A 19,744-nucleotide genomic window follows, 5' to 3' on the forward strand; every position below is an offset into this window, starting at 1 on the left:
TGAACCCTGCCGTTATTGCATGTCAGGCTGATGCAACACAACAGGAGATCAGTATGACGAATTCACATGAAAAATCTGTTTTAGTCCTCGGCGCCGGTGAACTTGGTCTGCCAGTGTTGCGGGCGATGAGCCAAAAAGCACAGCAAAATACGCAAACAAAAATCAGCGTGTTGCTGAGAAGCGAAGCTGCGTATGCCGATTCCGGCGCGCGCAAAACCCGGCTTGATGCGCTGGAAAAATGGGGAATTGGCGTCGTCGTCGGCGATTTACAAGCACAGTCCATTGATGAGCTAAGCGAATGCTTCCGCCCTTTCGACGCAGTAATTAATTGCAGCGGTTTTGTCGGCGGGCCGGGCACGCAACGTAAAATTACCCAAGCGGTGCTGAACGCAGGCGTGGCGCGCTATTTCCCGTGGCAATTCGGCGTTGATTACGACGTAGTAGGCAAAGGCAGCGGGCAGCAAGTGTGGGATGAACAGCTTGAGGTGCGCGCGCTTCTGCGCGCGCAAACCGCAACGGAATGGGTGATTGTCTCTACCGGAATGTTTACCAGTTATCTGTTCGAACCGAGCTTTGGCGTGGTGGACGAAGCCCGCCGCACTGTGTACGGCCTCGGGTCATGGGATTATGCGCTGACACTGACCACCCCGGACGATATCGGCACATTGACGGCGGAAATCTTTTTCCATCAACCCCTGTTGCGAAATGAAATTGTGTATATCGCGGGAGATACGCTGACCTGGCGCGCGCTGGCGGATTTAATGCAGAAACGTTGGGGCGGTGAAATGACGCGGCAATTGCTGGATAACGAAAAGCTGCGCGAGGATGTGCGCAACAACCCGGATGATGTCGCCGCGAAATATCGCCTCGCCTTTGCGCGGCCTGATGGCGTGGCATGGAACAAGGCGGATACCTTTAATGCGCAGCAGGGAATTGAAACCACCACCGCCGCGCAATGGCTTACCGATAATTACGCCAGATCAGAATATTGAGAACAACAGCGCAACCGGAAAACTCATCGGCCACGTTGAGCCGACCAAAAACGCGCTCAACAGGCGGATGCGCTTACGGTCATGGGAAAGGAACCAGGTGATCAGAGCGCAAATCAGCGCCATAACAAAGTAGAAAACCAACATTTTTTGGTATAACGACATGACAAACATTAACCCAGAAGTAACAAAACGTGCGCAATATGCTCTTTTTGTTGACATATATCAAGTTTAATTACTTTTCTAAGTTTCGATGTGAACGTGGATTTTGATCTAACGTCTTGATGAGCAAATGGTTCCTCACCATCTCCTGAGAGGTGGTGAGAAAGGACAATCAAAACCCAGTGATCAATTCATGGTGTTGGCGCGTTACCAGGCATTGAGATCCGTGATGAATCGCGTCATCTCAGCATGAATATCACCCCAGCAATCACTGACAAGATCGTGCGCACAGCCTGGGTATGTAATCAATTGTGCAACCCCTTTCGGGAAGCAGAGGGCGGTCTCTTTTGCGAAGCGGGTCGGAATTATCGGATCTAATTCGCCGTGCAGCATGAGCGTCGGAACCCGACAGCTACGCAAGCCGGCACGATAGTCGAATCGCCCCATTTCGCCATCGGGACTAAAGAAATGCGCTTGCAGTTCAAGACGCATAATCGATTGCCCCAGCTTCGTCATCATCCCGACCGCATCTTTACGCGAATAGAGCGGTATGCAGTGCTGCGTAAATTGGGCGATGCTTGTCTCATTCATACTGCTAAACAACGCGTTCGCCGCATTGGCCGCCGCTTCCCCTCCCAGTTCGCCAAACCGGTTAATCACGGCGTCTCGCTCGATATGCGCCGCCGACGAAACAATAATCAGGCCGGATGCAAGCTCCGGATGCCGCACTGCGGTGGCGAGCGCAACGAAACCACCGAATGACGTCCCAAGCAGAATCGGCTTTTGGATATTCAGCACTTCGCAGAATGCCGCCACGTCATCAGCCCACTGATCAAGACACCAGTCCGCCTGATCGCCTGTATCACTTCGGCCCTGCCCACGCTGATCGATAAAAATGACCTGCGCGTTTTCGGCCAGTCTCTGCATTTCCGGTTTCAGGTAGCCGTGATCAAACCCCGGCCCGCCATGCAGCACAATAACGGTATTGCGCTCAGCCAGTTTACCGTTCTCAGCAACAAGCTTTGCGCCATCAACATCGAACCACAACCCTATATCACCCACTGAAATCTGCATTATATAAACCTCTGTTGGATATACGTAACGCTGGAAAATTCAGCACTGAATCAGGTCAAACTTTGTACGATTCGAATGTATTGAAAAAACGTATGGATAAGTAGCCAGCACTGTTAACAAAGTGTAAGGCTTTATGTGAGGTTGGCCGGAGTGAATCGCAGAGGCGTGAGCGTGTCCCCTGCGACGCACAAACTGGGATTAACGCTGACGCTCGCGCCACTCCTTAATCATCTCTTTGCTGACTTCATCGGCGTAACAAATGGGCGAATAGCCTCCCGCTCTGCTCCAGGCACTGCGCTTACCGCATGAACTACCATTGCGGGCCTGGTTGAACGGGCATGCACAGGTGCCGGGGTACTGGGCAATGGATTCGGCAATAATCTCTTTTTTCACCTGCGCATCGGACAGCGCCTGTGTTTTTGCCATCCCTTCTGTCGCCATAAACACGCTGGCAGCAGCAATAACGCCCCACAACATCACTCGTATTTTCATTTTTATTATCCTGCGAAGGTATGAATGCACAGATTATTATTCCTGCAATGAATGAATATTGACGAAACGCACATTCGCTGGCAGAGATTATATCCACCATGAGATTTAGCTTAGGTGTTGATTTTAATATCGAATCCCATTAAAGGGGTACCGGGATATTTGGCGACAGCGGAAAGTCTCTGTTATTGTCTACCAGCAGGCATACATCAGATAAGACAAGGTAAGGTTATGCAGAAATATGACGACCTGTGGCAGGCCATCGAAGTTCGGGTGCGTGAAAACAATGACATAACGCATATCGATATGACCACAGATAGCGCACGGGGTGACGCTGCCAGGCAGCGCATCGCGCAGATTTTTATTCTGGAAGTGCTGCTTGCACGCCATCGCGAAAAGTATGCCAGCAGTTTTGTTCCCCTTGCCGGTGAAGAAGCGCTTTACCATTTGATATTTAAACGCACCGGCTGGAAACCTTTTGAAGTAAAACAACTCTCTTTTATCGACACCTTGTTTGTGTTGGCGGAATTATTCCGTGATGAAAACTTACCGGCGGAAGTACGCGCCGTGCTGCGCTCGCAAGGGGTAAAAGATGAACCGATGCCAACATATGACTTTTCAGAGAAAGATTGGGCGCCCCGCGAAAACGAAATTTTTCTGAAAAGATAAGTCTGCGAATTAATTAAATTATTAAATAAGTAAGGGCTCATCCGAGCCCTTATTTTTAATGCAGTGTACTGGTCGTCAGTTCGTCACCTGCGATATTCTCAACGCGGACGAAATAAAACTCTTCGCCTTCACACCAGTAAGATTCAATGGGTATGCTACTGCTCGTCGCCCCGCCCTCAATGCCTACCAACGCCCACGTCACCGAGGTTTCGCCGTCATCCACCGTCAAAAACTCCGACGCGCGCCCGGGAATCAGCACGACTACGATTTTACTCATTATTGTATCTTCCCCTGCCTGATTTTTTATAAAAAGCCAGATATTCTCGGCTACAACAATGACTGCCAGCAGGCACAAAGATGGCACCTGTGTGACAGTGGTTTAGGTAAAGGTAAGCCGGTAAATATCTGTTTGCGGTTTTTTTAAAATAAAGTAATAAGCCACGCCGCTAATGGCTGTTAATAATTAAATCAGTTTTACAAAAATAACAACAGTGCCCAAATCCACTATGAGATATACCTCATGCTTTATAAGGTTTTAGCGCCTTCCGTGGCGCCGATTTACCTTAATGCTTGATCATCACGTGGCGTACGACGGTGTAATCCTCAAGGCCATACAGCGACATATCTTTGCCGTAGCCGGAGAGTTTCTGTCCGCCGTGAGGCATTTCGCTAACCAGCATAAAATGGGTATTCACCCAGGTGCAGCCATATTGCAAACGCGCGCTCATGCGATGCGCCCGACCGACATCTTTGGTCCACACTGATGACGCCAGCCCATATTGCGAATCGTTAGCCCAGCCAAGCACCTGCTGTTCGTCATCGAACACCGTTACGCTGACCACCGGACCGAAAACTTCGCGCTGCACAATCGCATCTTCCTGTTTCGCCCCGGCGAGCAATGTTGGCTGGAAGAAATAGCCTGCGCCGTCGTGTTTATTGCCGCCGGTGACCACGCGGATATGGCTTAACGCTTTAGCTTCATCGACCGCTTTCGCCACTCGCGCCAGATGCGTTTGCGAACTGAGCGGCCCCAGTTCGGTGGTTTCGTCGTCCGGCGCGCCCATTTTCAGGCTGGCAACCGCCGCGCCGAGTTTCTCCACCAGCGCGTCATAAACGCCCTTCTGCGCGTAAATTCGGCACGCCGCGGTGCAATCCTGCCCGGCATTGTAAAAACCAAACGTGCGCACGCCTTCCACCACCGCGTCAAGATCCGCATCGTCAAACACGATCACCGGCGCTTTGCCACCAAGTTCCATATGCGTGCGCTTAATCGACGACGCGGTGTGCCCAATAATGTGCGCGCCCGTGGCAATCGACCCGGTCAGCGACACCATGCGCACTTTTTCATGGCCGGTCAGCGGATCGCCCACCGTTTTCCCCCGACCAAACAGCACATTCAGCACGCCGGCCGGGAAGATATCTTTCGCAAGCTCGGCCAGTTTCAACAGGCTAAGCGGCGTGATTTCGGAGGGTTTGATCACCACGCAGTTACCCGCCGCCAGCGCCGGGGCGAGTTTCCAGGCCGCCATCATCAACGGGTAGTTCCACGGCGCAATGGATGCCACCACGCCCAGCGGATCGCGGCGGATCATCGAGGTATGCCCTTCCAGATACTCGCCCGCCGCCAGCCCGTTCAGGCAACGCGCGGCGCCCGCGAAAAAGCGAAACACATCGACCACCGCCGGGATTTCATCATTCAACACGCAGTGCAGCGGCTTGCCGCAGTTCAGCGACTCCAGGCGGGCGAACATTTCGGCGTCATCTTCGATCACCTGCGCCAATTGCAGCAGGCACTCGGCACGCGCTTTCGGCGTGGTTTGCCCCCATGCGTCAAAGGCGCTGTCGGCAGCGTTGACAGCAGCGTCCACCTGCGCGGCGGACGCTTCGGCGATTTCCAGCAACACTTCACCGGTGGCAGGGTTATAGACGGCCTGCTTCTCGCCTTCGCCGTTAACCAGTTCCCCATTGATAAACAGTTGATGTTGCATAGTTCTGTCCTTTTGCTTGGTCAGTTATTTGTCGGTATCACGGGTCAGCCACCAGGCACCCAGAATCGGAATGGTCGTCACCAGCATCACCAACAGCGCGACGACATTGGTCACCGGCACATCGCGTGGGCGACCGAGTTGGTTCAGTAACCACAGCGGCAATGTGCGCTCATGGCCTGCGGTAAACGTCGTGACAATGATTTCATCAAACGAGAGCGCAAACGCCAGCATGCCCCCGGCCAGCAGTGCCGATCCCAGATTCGGCAACACCACATAGCGGAAGGTTTGCCAGCCGTCGGCACCCAAATCCATCGACGCTTCCACCAGGCTCCACGACGTACGCCGGAACCGGGCGATGACGTTGTTAAATACCACTACCACGCAGAACGTCGCATGCCCGACGACAATGGTGAAAAAACCTGGCTCCAGGTCGACGGTCTTGAAGGCCGTCAACAGCGCCAGGCCGGTGATGATCCCCGGCAACGCAATCGGTAACAGCAGCAATAGCGAAATAGCGTTTTTGCCGAAAAAATCGCTGCGCCATAACGCCATTGCAGCAAGCGTGCCAAGAATCAAGGCGATAACCGTCGCCAGCGCCGCGATTTGCAGTGACAGTGTCACGGCTTCGAGAATATCCCCCCGTCCCGCCGCCACGCTAAACCAGCGCAGCGTAAAGCCCTGCGGCGGGAAGCTAAACGCCGCGTCTTCGGTATTGAAAGCATAGATGGCGATGATCAAAAGCGGAAAGTGCAGAAAGATAACGCCGCCCCAGGCGGCAATTTTGAGCAAAAACGGTGCGCGGTCAGAGTGCATCGAACGCTCCAAGACGTTTTACAAACGCCAGATAAAGGGCAATCAACACCATCGGCACAAGGGTAAACGCGGCGGCCATCGGCATGTTGCCAATCGCCCCTTGCTGCGAATAGACCATGTTGCCAATAAAGTAGCCCGGCGGGCCGACCAGTTGCGGGACAATAAAATCGCCCAGCGTCAGCGAGAAGGTAAAAATCGACCCGGCCGCCACGCCCGGAATCGCCAGCGGCAGCACCACATAACGGAACGTCTGGCGCGGGTGCGCGCCCAAATCCGCCGACGCCTGCAACAGCGACGGCGGCAACCGTTCGAGCGCAGCCTGAATCGGCAAAATCATAAACGGCAGCCAGATATAGACGAACACCAGAAAACGCCCGAGACCAGAGGTGGACAAGGTGTTGCCGCCCACCGCGGGCAGCGTCAGAAACGCGCTCAACAACGGCTCCAGCCCCAGATGGCTTAAAAACCACTGCGCGACGCCATCGCGCGCCAGCAACAATGTCCAGGCGTACGCTTTAACGATGTAGCTCGCCCACATCGGCAGCATCACCGCGATATAAAAGAAGGCTTTCCATTTGCCCACCGCATAACGCGCCATGTACCACGCCATCGGAAACGCCAAAATGGCGCTCGCCACCGTCACCGCAATCGCCATCGTCAAGGTACGCAGGATGATGTCGTAATTCGCCGGGTTGAACAGCGCCCGCAAATTTGCCAGCGTCAAATCCGGCGTCACCGACATGGTGAAATCATCGAAGGTGTAGAAACCCTGCCACAAAAGTGTGAGCAACGAACCGAAGTAGACAATCCCGAACCACATCAGCGGGCCGAGCAACAACAGCCCCAGCCCGAGCAGCGGTTTGCGCCAGAAAAAACCGCTCAGGCTGGCGCGGCGGTGCACGGAAGACGTCACGTTCATCGCCCTGTTACCCCGCGCCTTGCAACGGCACCATCGCTTCCCGCGACCAGGAAACCTGCACCTGTTGGCCGGGCGCGAGAGTTTCCGGCAACAGCGCATCGGAGAGGTTCGCCTGGCTGACCAGCAGTTTCTCCCCGTGCGCCAACGCCAGTTCAAAGCGCGTTGCCGCGCCCTGGTACTGCACCGCCTGCACCACCGCGTTAACTTCGATCTCCCCCGGCGCGTTAAGGCGAATATGCTCCGGACGCAGCGAAAACGTGCCGCTCATGCCGCACAGTTTGCTCGCCAGATCGGCGTCAAACACATTAGAGGTGCCGACAAACCCGGCGACAAACGGCGTGCGCGGGCGCAAATAAAGCTCGCGCGGCGTATCGACCTGCTCGATCTTGCCGTTATTGAACACCGCCACGCGGTCGGACATCGACAGCGCTTCGCCCTGATCGTGGGTGACAAAAATAAAGGTGATACCAAGGTCCTGTTGCAGCTTTTTCAACTCTAACTGCATCTGCTCGCGCAGTTTCAAATCCAGCGCGCCGAGCGGCTCATCAAGCAATAACACGCGCGGTTGATTGACCAATGCGCGGGCAATCGCCACGCGCTGGCGCTGGCCACCGGAAAGCTGGGAAGGTTTACGGGCATGCACAAAACCGAGCGCCACCTTTTCCAGCGCCTCGTGGGCGCGGGCGTGGCGCTGTTTTTTATCGATGCCTTTCACCATCAACCCGTAGGCGACGTTATCGATAATCGACATATGTGGGAACAGCGCGTAATCCTGAAAAACGGTGTTTACGTCGCGTTCCCAGGGCGGCAGTTCGCTGGCTTCACGGCCGAATATGCGGATTGCCCCGCCACTGAGTTGCTCAAACCCGGCAATCAGCCGCAGGCAGGTGGTTTTGCCGGAACCGGACGGCCCCAGCATAGAGAAAAATTCCCCGTCGTTAACGGCGATGCTTACGCCGTCAACCGCGCGGATGTCGCCATAAAAACGCGAGACATCCAGAAACTCAACGGCATACGTCATGACTTCGCTCCTGGCAGATTAACGGCCGCCCATAATGGCGATGTAATCCTGTGTCCAGCGGCTGTAAGGCACGTATTTGCCCCCTTCAGCCACCGGCGTTTTCCAGAAAGCGATTTTGTCAAAGAAGCTGTAGCCGTTGGTTTCACAGCCTTTTTCGCCCAACAGCGGACTGGCTTTACACCCTTGTGGCACCACCGGCAGCGAACCAAACCAGGCGGCGACATCACCCTGTACTTTTGGCTTCAGCGACCAGTTCATCCACTTATAAGCGCAGTTGGGATGTTTTGCCTGCGCGTGCAACATGGTGGTGTCCGCCCAACCGGTAACGCCTTCTTTAGGAAAGACCGTGGCAATCGGCTGGTTTTCGCCTTTCAGCGCATTCGCCTGATACGGCCAGGCGCTGGAGGCGACGACACCTTCGTTTTTGAAGTCGCTCATCTGCACCGTGGTGTCATGCCAGTAGCGGTGGATCAGCAAATGCTGGTCGCGCAGGGTTTTCAGCACCGCCTGGTACTGCGCTTCGGTAAGCTGGTACGGATCTTTAATGCCCAATTGCGGCTGGGTAGCTTTTAAAAATAGTGCGGCGTCGGCGATATAAATCGGGCCATCGTAAGCTTGTACGCGCCCTTTGTTGCTTTTGCCATCCGGGAGATTTTGCTGCACAAACACCACCGCCCAGCTGTCCGGCGGCGTCGGGAAGGTTTTGGTGTTGTACATCAGCAGGTTCGGTCCCCACTGATACGGCGTGCCGTAGACTTTGCCGTCAACGTTGAACCACGCGCCTTTGATCAGTTTCGGATCGAGGGTGTTCCAGTTGGGGATAAGCGCGGTGTTAATCGGCTGCACGCGCTTGCCCATAATCAGGCGTAAAGACGCATCGCCGGACGCGGTCACCAGGTCATAACCGCCTTTTGCCATCAGGCTAACCATTTCATCGGAGGTGGCGGCGGTTTTCACATTCACCGCACAGCCGGACGCTTTTTCAAACTGCGTGACCCAATCGTATTCTTTATCAGTCTGGCCGCGTTCGATATAACCCGGCCAGGCGATAATATCCAGTCGCCCTTCTCCTTTTCCCACGTCGGTTGGCTCGGCGGCGTGCGCGGTCATCACCGTCAGGCTCAGCGCACACAGGCTGCTGCGGGCAAATTTCTTGCTCATTATTTTTACTCCTGTCGAATGAATAAAATGCGGCAGCCGTGCCGTAAAAATTTCTCCTATTTTAGAAATGTAGACGCAGCGTAAAGACAAGGGGTTAACGGAAACGCGGAATCTGTGTCGCTATTCACATTTCATATGAATGAGAGCAAACGAAGCGCGGAAAATAATGAATGGATTACTTCATCAACTGGCGAATTAATTCGCCTAAACGAATAGCCGCCCGCTCCTCTTTTTCGCCCCATGCCCAGGCACAGTTAAAGCGAAAAAACGATCGCCAGTTGTCGGACGTGGAAAACATTTTGCCCGGCGCAATGCTGATATGGTGCGCCAGCGCCTGCTGGCTAAGCTCGCCAGCATCCAGGCCGTTCGGCAACTCCAGCCATAAAAAATAGCCGCTTTCGTTACGGTAGATTTTCACCTCCGGCGGCAAATGGCGTAACAATGCCTGCCAGGCGAGATGTTTGCGCTCGGCAAGCTGGCGGCGCAGACGGCGCAAATGGGCGTCGTAATGGTGGGTGGAAAGATAATCGACCAGCGCCAGTTGCAGCGGCGAACTGGTCGATAACGTGCTCATTAACTGCAACTGCTGAATGCGCCGCGCGTGGCGACCAGCGGCCACCCAACCGACGCGAAACCCGGCAACCAGGCATTTGGAGAATGACGAGCAGTGCAGTGTCATATCCTGTTTATCCCACGCTTTGGCCGGTAGCGGCTGTTCGCGCCCGTAATAAAGCTCGTTGTAAACATCGTCTTCGATCAGCGTGACATTGTGTGCCGCCAGCAATTCAACCAGCCGGGCTTTTTTCTCCGCGCTTAAGGTGAAACCCAGCGGGTTCTGACTGTTGGTCATTAGCCAGCAAGCTTTGACCGGATACTCCGCCAGCACCTGCGCCAGCGCATCCAGATCGATACCCTCTTTCACATCGGTCGGTACCGACAGTGCTTTCAGCTTTAAGCGTTCCAGCGCCTGCAACGCGCCGTAAAAACAGGGGCTTTCGATAATCACCCAATCCCCCGGTTCGGTCACCGCCTGCAAACTGAGGTTCAGCGCTTCCAGCGCGCCGGCGGTAATGACGATGTCGTTCGGGGAGATATTCATGCCCTGGCGGGCGTAGCGGCGGGCAATGGCATGGCGCAACTGGCTGTTTCCCGGCGGAAGGTTTTCAATCACGCTCATCGCGGATGCGCTTTTGCTTACTTTCGCCAGCGAGCGGTTGAGTTGCAGCATCGGAAACAGTTTCGGGTCGGGAAACGCGGAACCAAACGGCAGCACCGAGGCGTCACAGCTCGCCTGTAGTACATCGAAAATGTAGGTATTGATATCGACGGCTTCATCGCGCGTGACTTTCGGCGCCACCGTGCGGGTGACGCCAGACGTTGGCGCGACGAAATACCCGGATTGCGGGCGGGCAATCACCCGCCCCTGGCTTTCCAGCAACTGATACGCATGACCGACGGTCATAAAACTCAGCCCGCTGCTGGCGACCTGTTCGCGCAGCGACGGCAGTTTTTCGCCGGGACGCCAAACGCCAAGCTCGATTTGTTCACTGATTTGCTGCGCCAGGCGCTGGTATTTTTTCATGATGATTCACGCGGTAGAAAGACCGCTCTATCATGGCACGCCCGTTGTCAGCGTGCTATATCAGTTTGTGTTATGCCGGTTTGAAACGGTGGCTGTTATAGCAAAAATAACGATGAACCTGATGTTTTGCGTGCCACCAGCGGGGAATTGGGTTCCCGACCCGGCGCACAAAGTTTGCTGGCAAGCCAGGTCAGAATGTTGTCATCCAGCAGGGCAAACAGCAGCAGCGATACCCAGTTGTTTTTCGATTTGAAGTAATTGTCTTTGGATTCCAGCTCATCTTCGATGATGCGACGCAGATGGTTTTTATCGCGTGGATTGCGCTGCAACGCACTGATCAAATCCCCCGGACGGCGACAGAAATCGATGAAGTTTTCCAGCGCGTACATCTCCACTTTCTTTTTGACCAACGTATCAAAATGAAACTCGACAGCGGCATAGTCCGCATCTGTTTGCGGGACGAGCACATGGCTAGAAACCGTGGGCGTGGTGTCCGGGTGATGGATGTCGATTTTTACCAGCCGCTGTTGCAGGCAGTCATCAAAATAGGGGTGTAACAGGCGCTGGTTGGTCTTTTTCCCTTTCAGGCGTACGCCCTTTTTGCTGTTACACAGGCAACTGGGCACCAGATTGAGCGAGAAAATGGTAAACGCTTTATTGTGCTTTTGCGGCAAGTAGTGATCGAGCGTACCGCTGCCGAGCGAACCGCACATCGGGCACGTGCGAATGCTGAACTCCTCGCGCATGGTATCGATGAAATTAATGTCTACGGTGGGATTTTTATAATAGTGCGCCAGCGCGCCCCCCATCTTGCGGCTAATGGGTTTGTCGGCCATTCCGGCCAGGATTTTGTCGGGGTTGCCGTGCGAAAGTTTGTACAAATCGTAAGCGAGTTTGATGTTTTTGATATCTTTCTCGCGCGTCCGTTTGCCAATTTTCCCGATGATTTCACTTTTCTTCGCTAAGGCATCCAGCCTGGTTTGGTCGTCCAGATCAATCAGTTTTATGCGGTTCATTGGTCATCTTCCATTGCCATGCGCAGCGCAGATAACAATTCGCTGGCGAGCACATCGCCGTAATCCGCCTCCAGCGCTTCCCAGCCTTTGTCCCGGTATTTTTCCAGCAACGTGTTCTTGATGCGCTCGATCTGGCGGGTTTGCTGATCCTGACCAAACACAAAACGCGAAATGGCGCCAACGTTCGCGCCTAAGGTACGCAGAATCGGCACATCAACATGGACTTCATTTTTATCGTTTTGGCGCAAAACAATAACCTGTTCGTGATTAACTTCACGCACGAAGTAGACCGAATGGGTGGCGACAATCGCCACCGAACCGCTCATCTCCAGCAGGTTATACAGCAGGTCGGCGAACTGGCTAATAAACTGCGGGTGCAAATGGGTTTCAGGTTCATCAATCAGTACCAGCGTGCCGTTGTCAATATGACGGCACACTTGCGCAGCGAAGGCGAGAAAACATCCTTCGCCGCTGCTGAGCGGATGCGTTTCGCCTTTCGAATAACGGACAAGCCATGCCGTTTCAGATGCTTCGCGATACGTGTCGAGCACCGCTTTGCCGGGGTTCGCTTTGCTGATTTTTTTCAACATATCCAGCGTGATGGGTACATCGTCTGTACCAACCGTCAGCGCAATTTCACCACTGTTATCAATAGCGGTGATCGCTTCACGAAACATCTCCCAGCGGCTTTTACGCCCTAATTTCTGCTTGCCTCTTGCCAGTTCGAGGATCGTTCTGACCACCGACGCTCGCGTTATCCCGGACATGTCGTTGAGCAAAAAACGTCGGTAATCAATGGCGTAACGCGATTCAACGTCACTGTCTGAAGGAAACGGGCTGCTTTGGTGCTGGGCCGAGGAAAAAGCCAGTAGGCGGTTTACCAGCACACGCTGGCCATCCCCATCAACGGAAAAGTGGGTTCTGTTGGTGAGCAACGCAGTGGTGATTTCGCCCAACGTCTGGCTTTTCCCAACGCCATTTTTACCGATGATCACCGCCATGCGCTGCGGGAGCAGGCTGTCAAAGTTAAAGCGCACGGTAATATCGTGCGCAGAGGCCAGGTTCCTGCGCTGAAAACGAATATTCATGACGGGCGACATCACATCAAATTGTTCTTGTTTGATGCCGTTAAGGATCGTGTCCGCGTTATTCCACGCAAACCAGGAACTGTAGTGGCGCAGAAAAGCGTATCGAAAATCATCCCGGCGCGTAATTTCTGTGAGCTTGTTTTGTGGATCGCCCGTATGTTTAAGAAAGACCACATCGTTAAGCGCTGCGAGGATCTTTTTCGCGTCTTTTAGCCCGAAGCGGTCGACCAGCTCACGGTAGCTTTCTGAACTTTTTAGCAAGGTGAAGAAAAAGAAACTGTCGGCGTGATAACGAATGTAGGGTGATTCGTCGTCCAGCAGACTTTCAATCATGCCCAGCTCGATGCCGAACATGCTTCGCCTTTTCGGGATATCAGCCAGGCTGCCGATATAAGCTTGCGTGAAGAAAGGTTCCGCGTCACGGGTGGGTTTGATATAGACATCCATCAGCGCGTTTACGCCGTTGTCATCCCAGTACGCTTCGCCGATAAAAATCCCCGTATTGCCGGTCTCACTGACCACCTGCCGTGCTGACCGGCACAGATAAAGGGAAAGGAAATTGTCGTCGCTCATGTTGCTCCTGCCATCGTTTAGCGTCCCGTATTGCCGCTAAAATCCGCCAGCCAGCGGCGGCTGTCAACGCCTGGAATCGGCAGGCCATGTTGCCGCTTCGTCTGGACTATCCCGCAACCTGCCATACCCTATTAAGGGAACTGTTATACGTAAATAACCCTTATCTGTTTCTGCAAGTTAACGCTCGCGCTCATTAACATTGACGCCACAACGTAGACATTGAGGTTGTGCATGTTTGGTTTAGACGCGTTTTACCTGGCGAGGATCCAGTTCGCCTTCACGGTTTCTTTTCACATTATTTTCCCCGCTATCACCATTGGGCTTGCCAGTTACCTTGCGGTACTGGAAGGGTTATGGCTGAAAACCCGCAACCCGGACTGGCGCACGCTGTATCACTTCTGGTCGAAGATCTTTGCCGTCAACTTCGGCATGGGTGTCGTTTCCGGGCTGGTGATGGCGTACCAGTTTGGCACTAACTGGAGCGGATTTTCGCAGTTCGCGGGCAGCATTACCGGGCCGTTGCTCACTTATGAGGTGCTGACCGCCTTCTTCCTGGAAGCCGGTTTTCTCGGCGTGATGCTGTTCGGCTGGAACAAAGTCGGCCCTGGGCTGCACTTTTTCGCCACCTGCATGGTGGCGCTCGGCACGCTGATGTCGACGTTCTGGATCCTGGCGTCGAACAGCTGGATGCATACACCGCAGGGCTTCGCCATTGAAAATGGCCAGGTCGTGCCGGTTGACTGGCTGGCGGTGATTTTTAATCCGTCGTTCCCCTACCGCCTGATGCATATGTCGATTGCCGCCTTTCTCAGTAGCGCCCTGTTTGTTGGTGCATCGGCCGCCTGGCATCTGTTGCGTGGTAATGACACACCGGCAATTCGCAAAATGTTTTCCATGGCGATGTGGATGGCGCTGGTGGTGGCGCCAATTCAGGCCATGGTCGGCGATATGCACGGGCTGAATACGCTTGAACATCAACCCGCGAAAATCGCCGCCATTGAAGGCCACTGGGAAAATCCGCCCGGCGAAGCCACGCCGCTGCTGCTATTTGGCCTGCCGGATATGGAACAGGAGCGCACGCGTTACGCGGTGGCGATCCCCGCGTTAGGCAGCCTGATCCTCACGCACAGCCTGGATAAACAAGTCCCGGCGCTGAAAGAGTTTCCCAAAGATCAGCGTCCTTACTCGCCGATTGTGTTCTGGTCATTTCGTGTGATGGTCGGGCTGGGCGTGTTGATGATTGGCCTGGGCGTCGCCGCGTTGTGGTTGCGCTTTCGCCAGCGGCTTTACCAGTCGCGCCCTTTTTTGCATTTTGCGCTGTGGATGGGGCCGGCAGGGTTAATCGCTATTCTCGCCGGATGGGTGACGACGGAGGTTGGCCGTCAGCCGTGGGTCGTATATGGCTTGTTGCGCACGGCGGATGCGGTTTCCGCCCACGGCGACCTGCAAATGAGCCTCAGCCTGCTGGCGTTTTTCGTGGTCTATTGCTCGGTCTTTGGCGTGGGTTACAGCTATATGGTGCGTTTGATCACCAAAGGCCCGCACACGCGTGACGAGCACGCGACGCAGGGTACGCCGGCGCGTCCGCTCTCTGCGGCGGGTGAAAGCCTTCCGGCTGATGAGGATAAAAAATAATGGGTATCGATCTTCCGTTAATTTGGTTCGTCATTATCGTTTTCGCCACGCTGATGTATATCGTGATGGACGGTTTTGACCTTGGCATCGGCATTCTGTTTCCGGTGACGCGCGACGCACACGATCGCGATGTGATGGTTAACAGTATCGCACCGGTGTGGGATGGCAATGAAACCTGGCTGGTGCTCGGCGGCGCGGGCCTGTTTGGCGCGTTTCCGCTGGCCTATGCGGTGATTGTCGATGCGCTGACCATTCCGCTGACCTTAATGTTGATTGGCCTGATCTTTCGCGGCGTGGCGTTTGAATTTCGCTTCAAAGCCACCCCTGCGCACCGCCCGTTCTGGGATAAGGCGTTTCTCAGCGGTTCCCTGCTGGCGACGTTTACTCAAGGCGTGGTGGTTGGCGCGGTGATTAACGGTTTTCAGGTCACGGGACGCAGCTTTAGCGGCGGCGCGCTCGACTGGCTGACGCCCTTTAACCTGTTCTGCGGTGTCGGTCTGGTGATTGCTTATGCGTTACTCGGCGCAAGCTGGTTGGTGATGAAAAGCGCGGAACCGTTACAGGGCAAAATGCGGGCGGCGGCGAAGAAATTGCTGCTGGCGATGTTGCTGGTGATCGGCGTGATCAGCCTGTGGACGCCGCTTGCGCACGCGGCGATTGCCGATCGTTGGTTCAGCTTGCCAAACCTGTTGTTCTTCTCGCCGGTGCCGCTGCTGGTGGTGTTGCTCAGCGCCTGGTTGTGGCGCAGCCTCGGCAACCCGAACGCGCATACTTTGCCGTTTGTGCAGACGCTGGGGTTGATTTTCCTCGGCTTTAGCGGGCTTGGTATCAGTATTTGGCCGCATATTATTCCGCCGAATATCACTTTCTGGCAGGCGGCTGCACCGCCGCAAAGTCAGGGCTTTATGCTGGTCGGCGCGCTGCTGATTATCCCGATCATTCTGGTTTACACCTTCTGGAGCTATTACGTGTTTCGCGGCAAGGTGCAGCATGGCGAGGGGTATCATTGATGAAACAACCGTTATGGAAACGGCTGATGTGGCTGGTGTTGATTTGGGGCGGCAGTGTGCTGGCGCTGGCGGCGGTCAGTATGGTGTTTCGTTTTTTGATGACCGCCGCCGGATTTAAATCCCATTGATAGGTGCCGGATGGCGGCAGTCGCCTTATCCGGCCGACAAACGGGTGCTGTAAACGGTGTAGGCCGGATAAGCGTTTTACGCGCCATCCGGCATGCGCAGCGCCAATCATTCCAGGTGCGCGCGATCCAAACCGTAGGCTTTATCCATGGCACCGGGTAATGCCTGCGACAACACCATCAAGCGGTTCCAGGTGTTGATAATGGCAATAGCGAACACCAGCTCGGACAACGCCACCTCGCTAAAATGCTCCCGCGCTTCGCGGTACACCGTATCTGGCACCCCTTGTTCGCCAAGACGCGTCATGGCTTCGGCGAGGCCCAACGCCGCTTTTTCTTTGGCGCTAAACAGCGGCGACTCGCGCCAAATCGCCACATGGTAAAGACGCAATTCGCGTTCACCCTGCAATTTGGCCTGCTTGACGTGCATGTCCACGCAAAAGGCGCAGCCATTAAGCTGCGACGCGCGGAGATCCACCAGGTTTTTAATCGTGATATCGAGGCTGCTGTTATGGGACGCCTGGCTTGCCTCGGACAGCGTTTTGATAAGCGCGGGAACGGTCTGGAAAAGATTGATGCGGTTGCTCATGATTTTTGCCTCGTTTAGGAATTCAACAGCCGCTATATTACGGCCTTATGCCATAGTAAAAAGATGCAAAAACCGAGAATAAAGGTAGGACATGAAGCCGGGTTACAAAGCTATTTATGAACAGTACCGCCTCAGCATCACCAGTGGCCTGCTGAAACCCGGCGACAAAGTGCCCGCCGTGCGCGTGCTGGCAAACGAACTCGGTGTGGCGCGTAAAACCGTGGAAACCGCGTGGGCGATTCTGGTCGGCGAAGGCTACCTGGTCAGCCAGGGCGCACGGGGAACACGGGTCAACCCCGATCTGGTGCTGGCGCGTCAATCGACAGTCCATTCCGACATCTCCGCCGCTGAATCGCCGTTGCGCACAGGCGACACGTTTCGCGATCTGCCAGGCTTTTTACGGCTCGGCATGCCTTCACTTGACGCCTTTCCCTATAAAAAATGGCTGTTGTTGTGCGGCAAAGCCGTGCGCGCCATGCAGCCGATGGAAATGACCAACCCGCCGTTGTTGGGTTACATGCCGCTGCGCGAAGCCATTGCGCAGTATGTAAATATTTCGCGCGGGCTTGCCTGCACACCAGAGCAAATATTTATTACCAGCGGCTATAACAATAATCTCCGGTTGATCCTCAACACCCTCGGCAACGCGAACGACAAAGTGGTGTTTGAAGATCCGGGCTACTTCTTCGGCCAACAAGCGCTGAAGCGCGCCGTGCAGAATTTACATTATGTGCCGGTTGATAATCAGGGACTCAATGTCGGCTATTTGCAGCACTATCACAGCGATGCACATTTTGTATTTGTGACACCGTCACATCACAGCCCGTTGGCCGTTACCCTTTCACTGCCGCGTAAGCATCAGTTGCTGGACTGGGCGAGGCAAAACAACCGTTGGATCATCGAAGATGATTACGATGGCGAATTCCATTACACCCGCAAAGTATTACCGGCGCTGAAAAGCCTGGATACTCACGATCGGGTTATCTATATGGGCACGTTCAGCAAGACCGTCATGCCCGCGCTGCGGGTCAGCTACATTGTGATGCCGCGTGCCACGGTGGCGCAGTTTCGCGAAGCTGGCGAGCTCACCGAAAGCGGCCAGCCGGTGTTAACGCAGAAAATCCTCGCCGCGTTTCTCAGCGAAGGCCACTTTTATAAGCACCTGAAAAAGATGCGCAGTCTCTATTCGCAGCGCAGAAAAATGATGCTGGCAGCACTGGAACAGGTTTATCCGGGCATTTTTAATGTTGAAGTGAACGATGGCGGGATGCATATCATCGCCTTTTTGCAAAACAGCACGCAGGATGTCGATTTGGCGCACATCTGGCAGAGCCACCAATTGCAGGTTAGCCCGCTTTCGCGTTGGTATAACCAAACCAGTAAACGCTACGGTTTGATTATGGGCTACACCAATGTGAGAACATTTGAAGAGGCGGTGGCGCTTTTGCAGCGCCCGGCTCGGGAAACACAGGCGCTGCTGAGCGTGACATAGTGGGATCAGGGCAAGCTACTGACGAAGGAGAGATCCCACGCCGTGGCGAGAAGAGATAAGCTGACGACCAGCGTCAGTGCTAACGATACTGTTATATTGGACTTTTCCATCGCATGTCCCTCCGTAAAGTGGGCTTCGTCATTAGAGTGAAAAAATCTTACCGTTTAACTCTTCAAATGAAGTTTAGGTTAACTGGTAGTTTTTGCCCGGTGTCATTTTGTGCGGAAGTTCGTCCGCATCGATCATTTGCAGCAAATCAATCTCAATGGCGTTGCAAATCGCGTCCAGCGGCAAGTCGTTATCCTCCTCGCCAAACGGATCTTCCAACTCTTCCGCCAATGTATCCAGCGAGATAAAGGTGTAGGAGATCAGTACGGAAACGAACGGCGTCATAAAGTGCAGATCCACCACCAATGCAAACGGCAGCATGATGCAAAACAGATACACCGTGCGGTGCAAAATCAAGGAATAAGCAAACGGCAGCGGCGTGGTGAAAATGCGCTCGCAACCGGAAAGCACCACCGCCATATCGTGCATCCGCTGGGTGATGCTGTGAAATAGCATGTCCGGCAGCGCGCCCTGCGTGCGGCGTTCCGCCAGCCACTCGGCCATTAATAAGAGAATGCAGTTAGCCGGTGAATGCGAATTCAGCACCTGATGAAGCTCATGGGAGGTCAGATATTTTGCGAGTGTTTCGCCCTGCGGTTTGCGGCGCAACGTCATACGTAAACAATGTGCGAAGGCAATTTGCAAACGAACGAAATGCGACAAATCAGGATCGTTTGGCAGCGTGGTTTTCACTTCCCGCAGCAAGGAGCGCGAGGCAATCATTAATTGTCCCCATAACAACCGCGCCTCGCTGTAGCGGGCAAAGCAGGCGTTGTTACGGAAACCAAGAAAGATGGCGATGGCGACACCGAGAATGCTGAACGGCGCGACGGTCAGTTTGATCCCCAAAGAGGTGTACCAGGGCAGCATCCAGACTACGACAATCGACAGCAGAAAATTCATGAAAAGCCGCGAGGTGATTTTCGGTAGTACGGAACCGTGCCAGACGAAGAGACGAGCAAGCCAATGTTGTTGGGGTCGAACGATCATAGTGATTTATGCGCAGGTGGAAAGCAGCGGCTATTAAACGTGATCGTCGTCACAGTTGCAAGTTTGCTAACTAATTGTAAAGAGAAATCGCCCTGCCTGACGAGGTGGTGGCGCAGAGGTTTCTGAAACCTGTTATACCACTATTAGTAAGTATGTTGTAACTACAGCATTGAATTACGAGATGGATGATTGCGGGATGGCGGCTGCGCCTTATCCGGCTTACAAATAAGGGATAAAAAAACCCGGCCGGA

20 protein-coding genes are annotated in these 19,744 nt (G+C 54.3%); 6 read left to right on the forward strand and 14 right to left on the reverse strand.

Annotation, left to right across the window (positions count from 1 at the left end):
- Positions 1-53: 53 nt before the first annotated feature.
- Positions 54-992 carry an aromatic alcohol reductase gene (locus tag AAEY27_RS11695; protein WP_425294629.1) on the forward strand — a complete coding sequence of 313 codons (939 nt, stop codon included), beginning with the start codon at positions 54-56 and terminating at the stop codon, positions 990-992.
- Here the strand turns inward: AAEY27_RS11695 and AAEY27_RS11700 are convergent.
- The 3 genes from AAEY27_RS11700 to AAEY27_RS11710 all read right to left on the reverse strand — a co-directional run bounded on the left by AAEY27_RS11700 (position 981) and on the right by AAEY27_RS11710 (position 2,717).
- Entirely contained in the window at positions 981-1,154 is a 174-nt protein-coding gene (locus tag AAEY27_RS11700) for a GhoT/OrtT family toxin (protein ID WP_071925283.1), read from the reverse strand. The two genes, AAEY27_RS11695 and AAEY27_RS11700, sit on opposite strands and share 12 nt — an antisense overlap.
- A 204-nt stretch (positions 1,155-1,358) precedes the next feature.
- A complete protein-coding gene (locus AAEY27_RS11705; RefSeq protein ID WP_342320693.1) occupies positions 1,359-2,225 on the reverse strand; it encodes an alpha/beta fold hydrolase in 867 nt (288 codons plus the stop codon).
- 198 nt (positions 2,226-2,423) lie between these two features.
- Positions 2,424-2,717, reverse strand: coding sequence for a hypothetical protein (locus tag AAEY27_RS11710; RefSeq protein ID WP_425294630.1), 294 nt, complete (start codon positions 2,715-2,717; stop codon positions 2,424-2,426).
- 114 nt (positions 2,718-2,831) lie between these two features.
- Here AAEY27_RS11710 and AAEY27_RS11715 point away from each other — a divergent pair, with 114 nt between their 5' ends.
- Positions 2,832-3,383, forward strand: a complete 552-nt coding sequence (locus AAEY27_RS11715; protein ID WP_342320694.1) for an ECs1072 family phage-associated protein — start codon at positions 2,832-2,834, stop codon at positions 3,381-3,383.
- A 55-nt stretch (positions 3,384-3,438) separates the two neighbouring features.
- On the opposite strand, the gene AAEY27_RS11720 is transcribed toward AAEY27_RS11715, so the two are convergent.
- From AAEY27_RS11720 to AAEY27_RS11760, 9 genes are all read right to left on the reverse strand, one after another.
- Positions 3,439-3,660, reverse strand: coding sequence for a hypothetical protein (locus AAEY27_RS11720; RefSeq protein WP_342320695.1), 222 nt, complete (start codon positions 3,658-3,660; stop codon positions 3,439-3,441).
- A 286-nt stretch (positions 3,661-3,946) separates the two neighbouring features.
- Positions 3,947-5,371: an aminobutyraldehyde dehydrogenase gene (gene patD, locus AAEY27_RS11725; protein ID WP_342320696.1), complete on the reverse strand. Its 1,425-nt coding sequence runs from the start codon at positions 5,369-5,371 to the stop codon at positions 3,947-3,949.
- 24 nt (positions 5,372-5,395) lie between these two features.
- On the reverse strand, positions 5,396-6,184 hold the full coding sequence (locus AAEY27_RS11730; RefSeq protein WP_342320697.1) for an ABC transporter permease: 789 nt from the start codon (positions 6,182-6,184) through the stop codon (positions 5,396-5,398).
- Positions 6,174-7,103: an ABC transporter permease gene (locus tag AAEY27_RS11735; protein ID WP_342320698.1), complete on the reverse strand. Its 930-nt coding sequence runs from the start codon at positions 7,101-7,103 to the stop codon at positions 6,174-6,176. The genes AAEY27_RS11730 and AAEY27_RS11735 overlap by 11 nt, the downstream gene beginning before the upstream one ends.
- A 7-nt stretch (positions 7,104-7,110) precedes the next feature.
- Positions 7,111-8,124: an ABC transporter ATP-binding protein gene (locus tag AAEY27_RS11740; protein WP_342320700.1), complete on the reverse strand. Its 1,014-nt coding sequence runs from the start codon at positions 8,122-8,124 to the stop codon at positions 7,111-7,113.
- A gap of 18 nt (positions 8,125-8,142) precedes the next feature.
- Complete coding sequence (ydcS, locus tag AAEY27_RS11745; RefSeq protein WP_342320701.1) at positions 8,143-9,285, reverse strand: putative ABC transporter substrate-binding protein YdcS; 1,143 nt, start codon at positions 9,283-9,285, stop codon at positions 8,143-8,145.
- A gap of 175 nt (positions 9,286-9,460) precedes the next feature.
- Complete coding sequence (locus tag AAEY27_RS11750) at positions 9,461-10,867, reverse strand: PLP-dependent aminotransferase family protein (RefSeq protein WP_342320702.1); 1,407 nt, start codon at positions 10,865-10,867, stop codon at positions 9,461-9,463.
- Between the two features lie 95 nt (positions 10,868-10,962).
- Entirely contained in the window at positions 10,963-11,883 is a 921-nt protein-coding gene (locus tag AAEY27_RS11755; RefSeq protein WP_342320703.1) for a hypothetical protein, read from the reverse strand.
- Complete coding sequence (locus AAEY27_RS11760; protein ID WP_342320704.1) at positions 11,880-13,544, reverse strand: ATP-dependent nuclease; 1,665 nt, start codon at positions 13,542-13,544, stop codon at positions 11,880-11,882. The genes AAEY27_RS11755 and AAEY27_RS11760 overlap by 4 nt, the downstream gene beginning before the upstream one ends.
- Before the next feature lie 231 nt (positions 13,545-13,775).
- Between AAEY27_RS11760 and AAEY27_RS11765 the strand changes: the two genes are divergently transcribed.
- The 3 genes from AAEY27_RS11765 to AAEY27_RS11775 are packed head-to-tail and all read left to right on the forward strand — an operon-like array spanning position 13,776 to position 16,317.
- Positions 13,776-15,179, forward strand: coding sequence for a cytochrome ubiquinol oxidase subunit I (locus AAEY27_RS11765; RefSeq protein ID WP_342320705.1), 1,404 nt, complete (start codon positions 13,776-13,778; stop codon positions 15,177-15,179).
- Complete coding sequence (cydB, locus tag AAEY27_RS11770) at positions 15,179-16,189, forward strand: cytochrome d ubiquinol oxidase subunit II (protein WP_342320706.1); 1,011 nt, start codon at positions 15,179-15,181, stop codon at positions 16,187-16,189. The genes AAEY27_RS11765 and cydB overlap by 1 nt, the downstream gene beginning before the upstream one ends.
- On the forward strand, positions 16,189-16,317 hold the full coding sequence (locus AAEY27_RS11775; protein WP_342320708.1) for a DUF2474 domain-containing protein: 129 nt from the start codon (positions 16,189-16,191) through the stop codon (positions 16,315-16,317). Before cydB ends, AAEY27_RS11775 begins: the two co-directional genes overlap by 1 nt.
- A gap of 106 nt (positions 16,318-16,423) precedes the next feature.
- Here the strand turns inward: AAEY27_RS11775 and AAEY27_RS11780 are convergent, their stop codons facing one another.
- A complete protein-coding gene (locus AAEY27_RS11780; protein WP_342320709.1) occupies positions 16,424-16,903 on the reverse strand; it encodes a carboxymuconolactone decarboxylase family protein in 480 nt (159 codons plus the stop codon).
- A gap of 91 nt (positions 16,904-16,994) precedes the next feature.
- Here AAEY27_RS11780 and AAEY27_RS11785 point away from each other — a divergent pair, with 91 nt between their 5' ends.
- Positions 16,995-18,395 (forward strand): PLP-dependent aminotransferase family protein, encoded by a 1,401-nt coding sequence (locus AAEY27_RS11785; RefSeq protein WP_342320711.1) that lies wholly within the window; start codon positions 16,995-16,997, stop codon positions 18,393-18,395.
- A gap of 183 nt (positions 18,396-18,578) precedes the next feature.
- Here AAEY27_RS11785 and AAEY27_RS11790 read toward each other — a convergent pair whose 3' ends face one another.
- Entirely contained in the window at positions 18,579-19,493 is a 915-nt protein-coding gene (locus AAEY27_RS11790) for a bestrophin family protein (protein ID WP_342320713.1), read from the reverse strand.
- Positions 19,494-19,744 lie beyond the last annotated feature (251 nt).

Source organism: Kosakonia sp. BYX6 (genome assembly GCF_038449125.1).
Taxonomy (GTDB): domain Bacteria; phylum Pseudomonadota; class Gammaproteobacteria; order Enterobacterales; family Enterobacteriaceae; genus Kosakonia; species Kosakonia calanthes.

What these genes read in the sequence shown, in the direction of transcription:
- AAEY27_RS11750 (WP_342320702.1), bottom strand. Translation starts at nt 10,867, where the DNA reads ATGAAAAAATACCAGCGCCTGGCGCAGCAAATCAGTGAACAAATCGAG.
- AAEY27_RS11740 (WP_342320700.1), bottom strand. Translation starts at nt 8,124, where the DNA reads ATGACGTATGCCGTTGAGTTTCTGGATGTCTCGCGTTTTTATGGCGAC.
- AAEY27_RS11705 (WP_342320693.1), bottom strand. Translation starts at nt 2,225, where the DNA reads ATGCAGATTTCAGTGGGTGATATAGGGTTGTGGTTCGATGTTGATGGC.
- AAEY27_RS11790 (WP_342320713.1), bottom strand. Translation starts at nt 19,493, where the DNA reads ATGATCGTTCGACCCCAACAACATTGGCTTGCTCGTCTCTTCGTCTGG.
- AAEY27_RS11730 (WP_342320697.1), bottom strand. Translation starts at nt 6,184, where the DNA reads ATGCACTCTGACCGCGCACCGTTTTTGCTCAAAATTGCCGCCTGGGGC.
- AAEY27_RS11755 (WP_342320703.1), bottom strand. Translation starts at nt 11,883, where the DNA reads ATGAACCGCATAAAACTGATTGATCTGGACGACCAAACCAGGCTGGAT.
- AAEY27_RS11775 (WP_342320708.1), top strand. Translation starts at nt 16,189, where the DNA reads ATGAAACAACCGTTATGGAAACGGCTGATGTGGCTGGTGTTGATTTGG.
- patD (WP_342320696.1), bottom strand. Translation starts at nt 5,371, where the DNA reads ATGCAACATCAACTGTTTATCAATGGGGAACTGGTTAACGGCGAAGGC.
- AAEY27_RS11765 (WP_342320705.1), top strand. Translation starts at nt 13,776, where the DNA reads ATGTTTGGTTTAGACGCGTTTTACCTGGCGAGGATCCAGTTCGCCTTC.
- AAEY27_RS11780 (WP_342320709.1), bottom strand. Translation starts at nt 16,903, where the DNA reads ATGAGCAACCGCATCAATCTTTTCCAGACCGTTCCCGCGCTTATCAAA.
- AAEY27_RS11720 (WP_342320695.1), bottom strand. Translation starts at nt 3,660, where the DNA reads ATGAGTAAAATCGTAGTCGTGCTGATTCCCGGGCGCGCGTCGGAGTTT.
- cydB (WP_342320706.1), top strand. Translation starts at nt 15,179, where the DNA reads ATGGGTATCGATCTTCCGTTAATTTGGTTCGTCATTATCGTTTTCGCC.
- AAEY27_RS11710 (WP_425294630.1), bottom strand. Translation starts at nt 2,717, where the DNA reads ATGAAAATACGAGTGATGTTGTGGGGCGTTATTGCTGCTGCCAGCGTG.
- AAEY27_RS11735 (WP_342320698.1), bottom strand. Translation starts at nt 7,103, where the DNA reads ATGAACGTGACGTCTTCCGTGCACCGCCGCGCCAGCCTGAGCGGTTTT.
- AAEY27_RS11760 (WP_342320704.1), bottom strand. Translation starts at nt 13,544, where the DNA reads ATGAGCGACGACAATTTCCTTTCCCTTTATCTGTGCCGGTCAGCACGG.
- ydcS (WP_342320701.1), bottom strand. Translation starts at nt 9,285, where the DNA reads ATGAGCAAGAAATTTGCCCGCAGCAGCCTGTGTGCGCTGAGCCTGACG.
- AAEY27_RS11785 (WP_342320711.1), top strand. Translation starts at nt 16,995, where the DNA reads ATGAAGCCGGGTTACAAAGCTATTTATGAACAGTACCGCCTCAGCATC.
- AAEY27_RS11695 (WP_425294629.1), top strand. Translation starts at nt 54, where the DNA reads ATGACGAATTCACATGAAAAATCTGTTTTAGTCCTCGGCGCCGGTGAA.
- AAEY27_RS11700 (WP_071925283.1), bottom strand. Translation starts at nt 1,154, where the DNA reads ATGTCGTTATACCAAAAAATGTTGGTTTTCTACTTTGTTATGGCGCTG.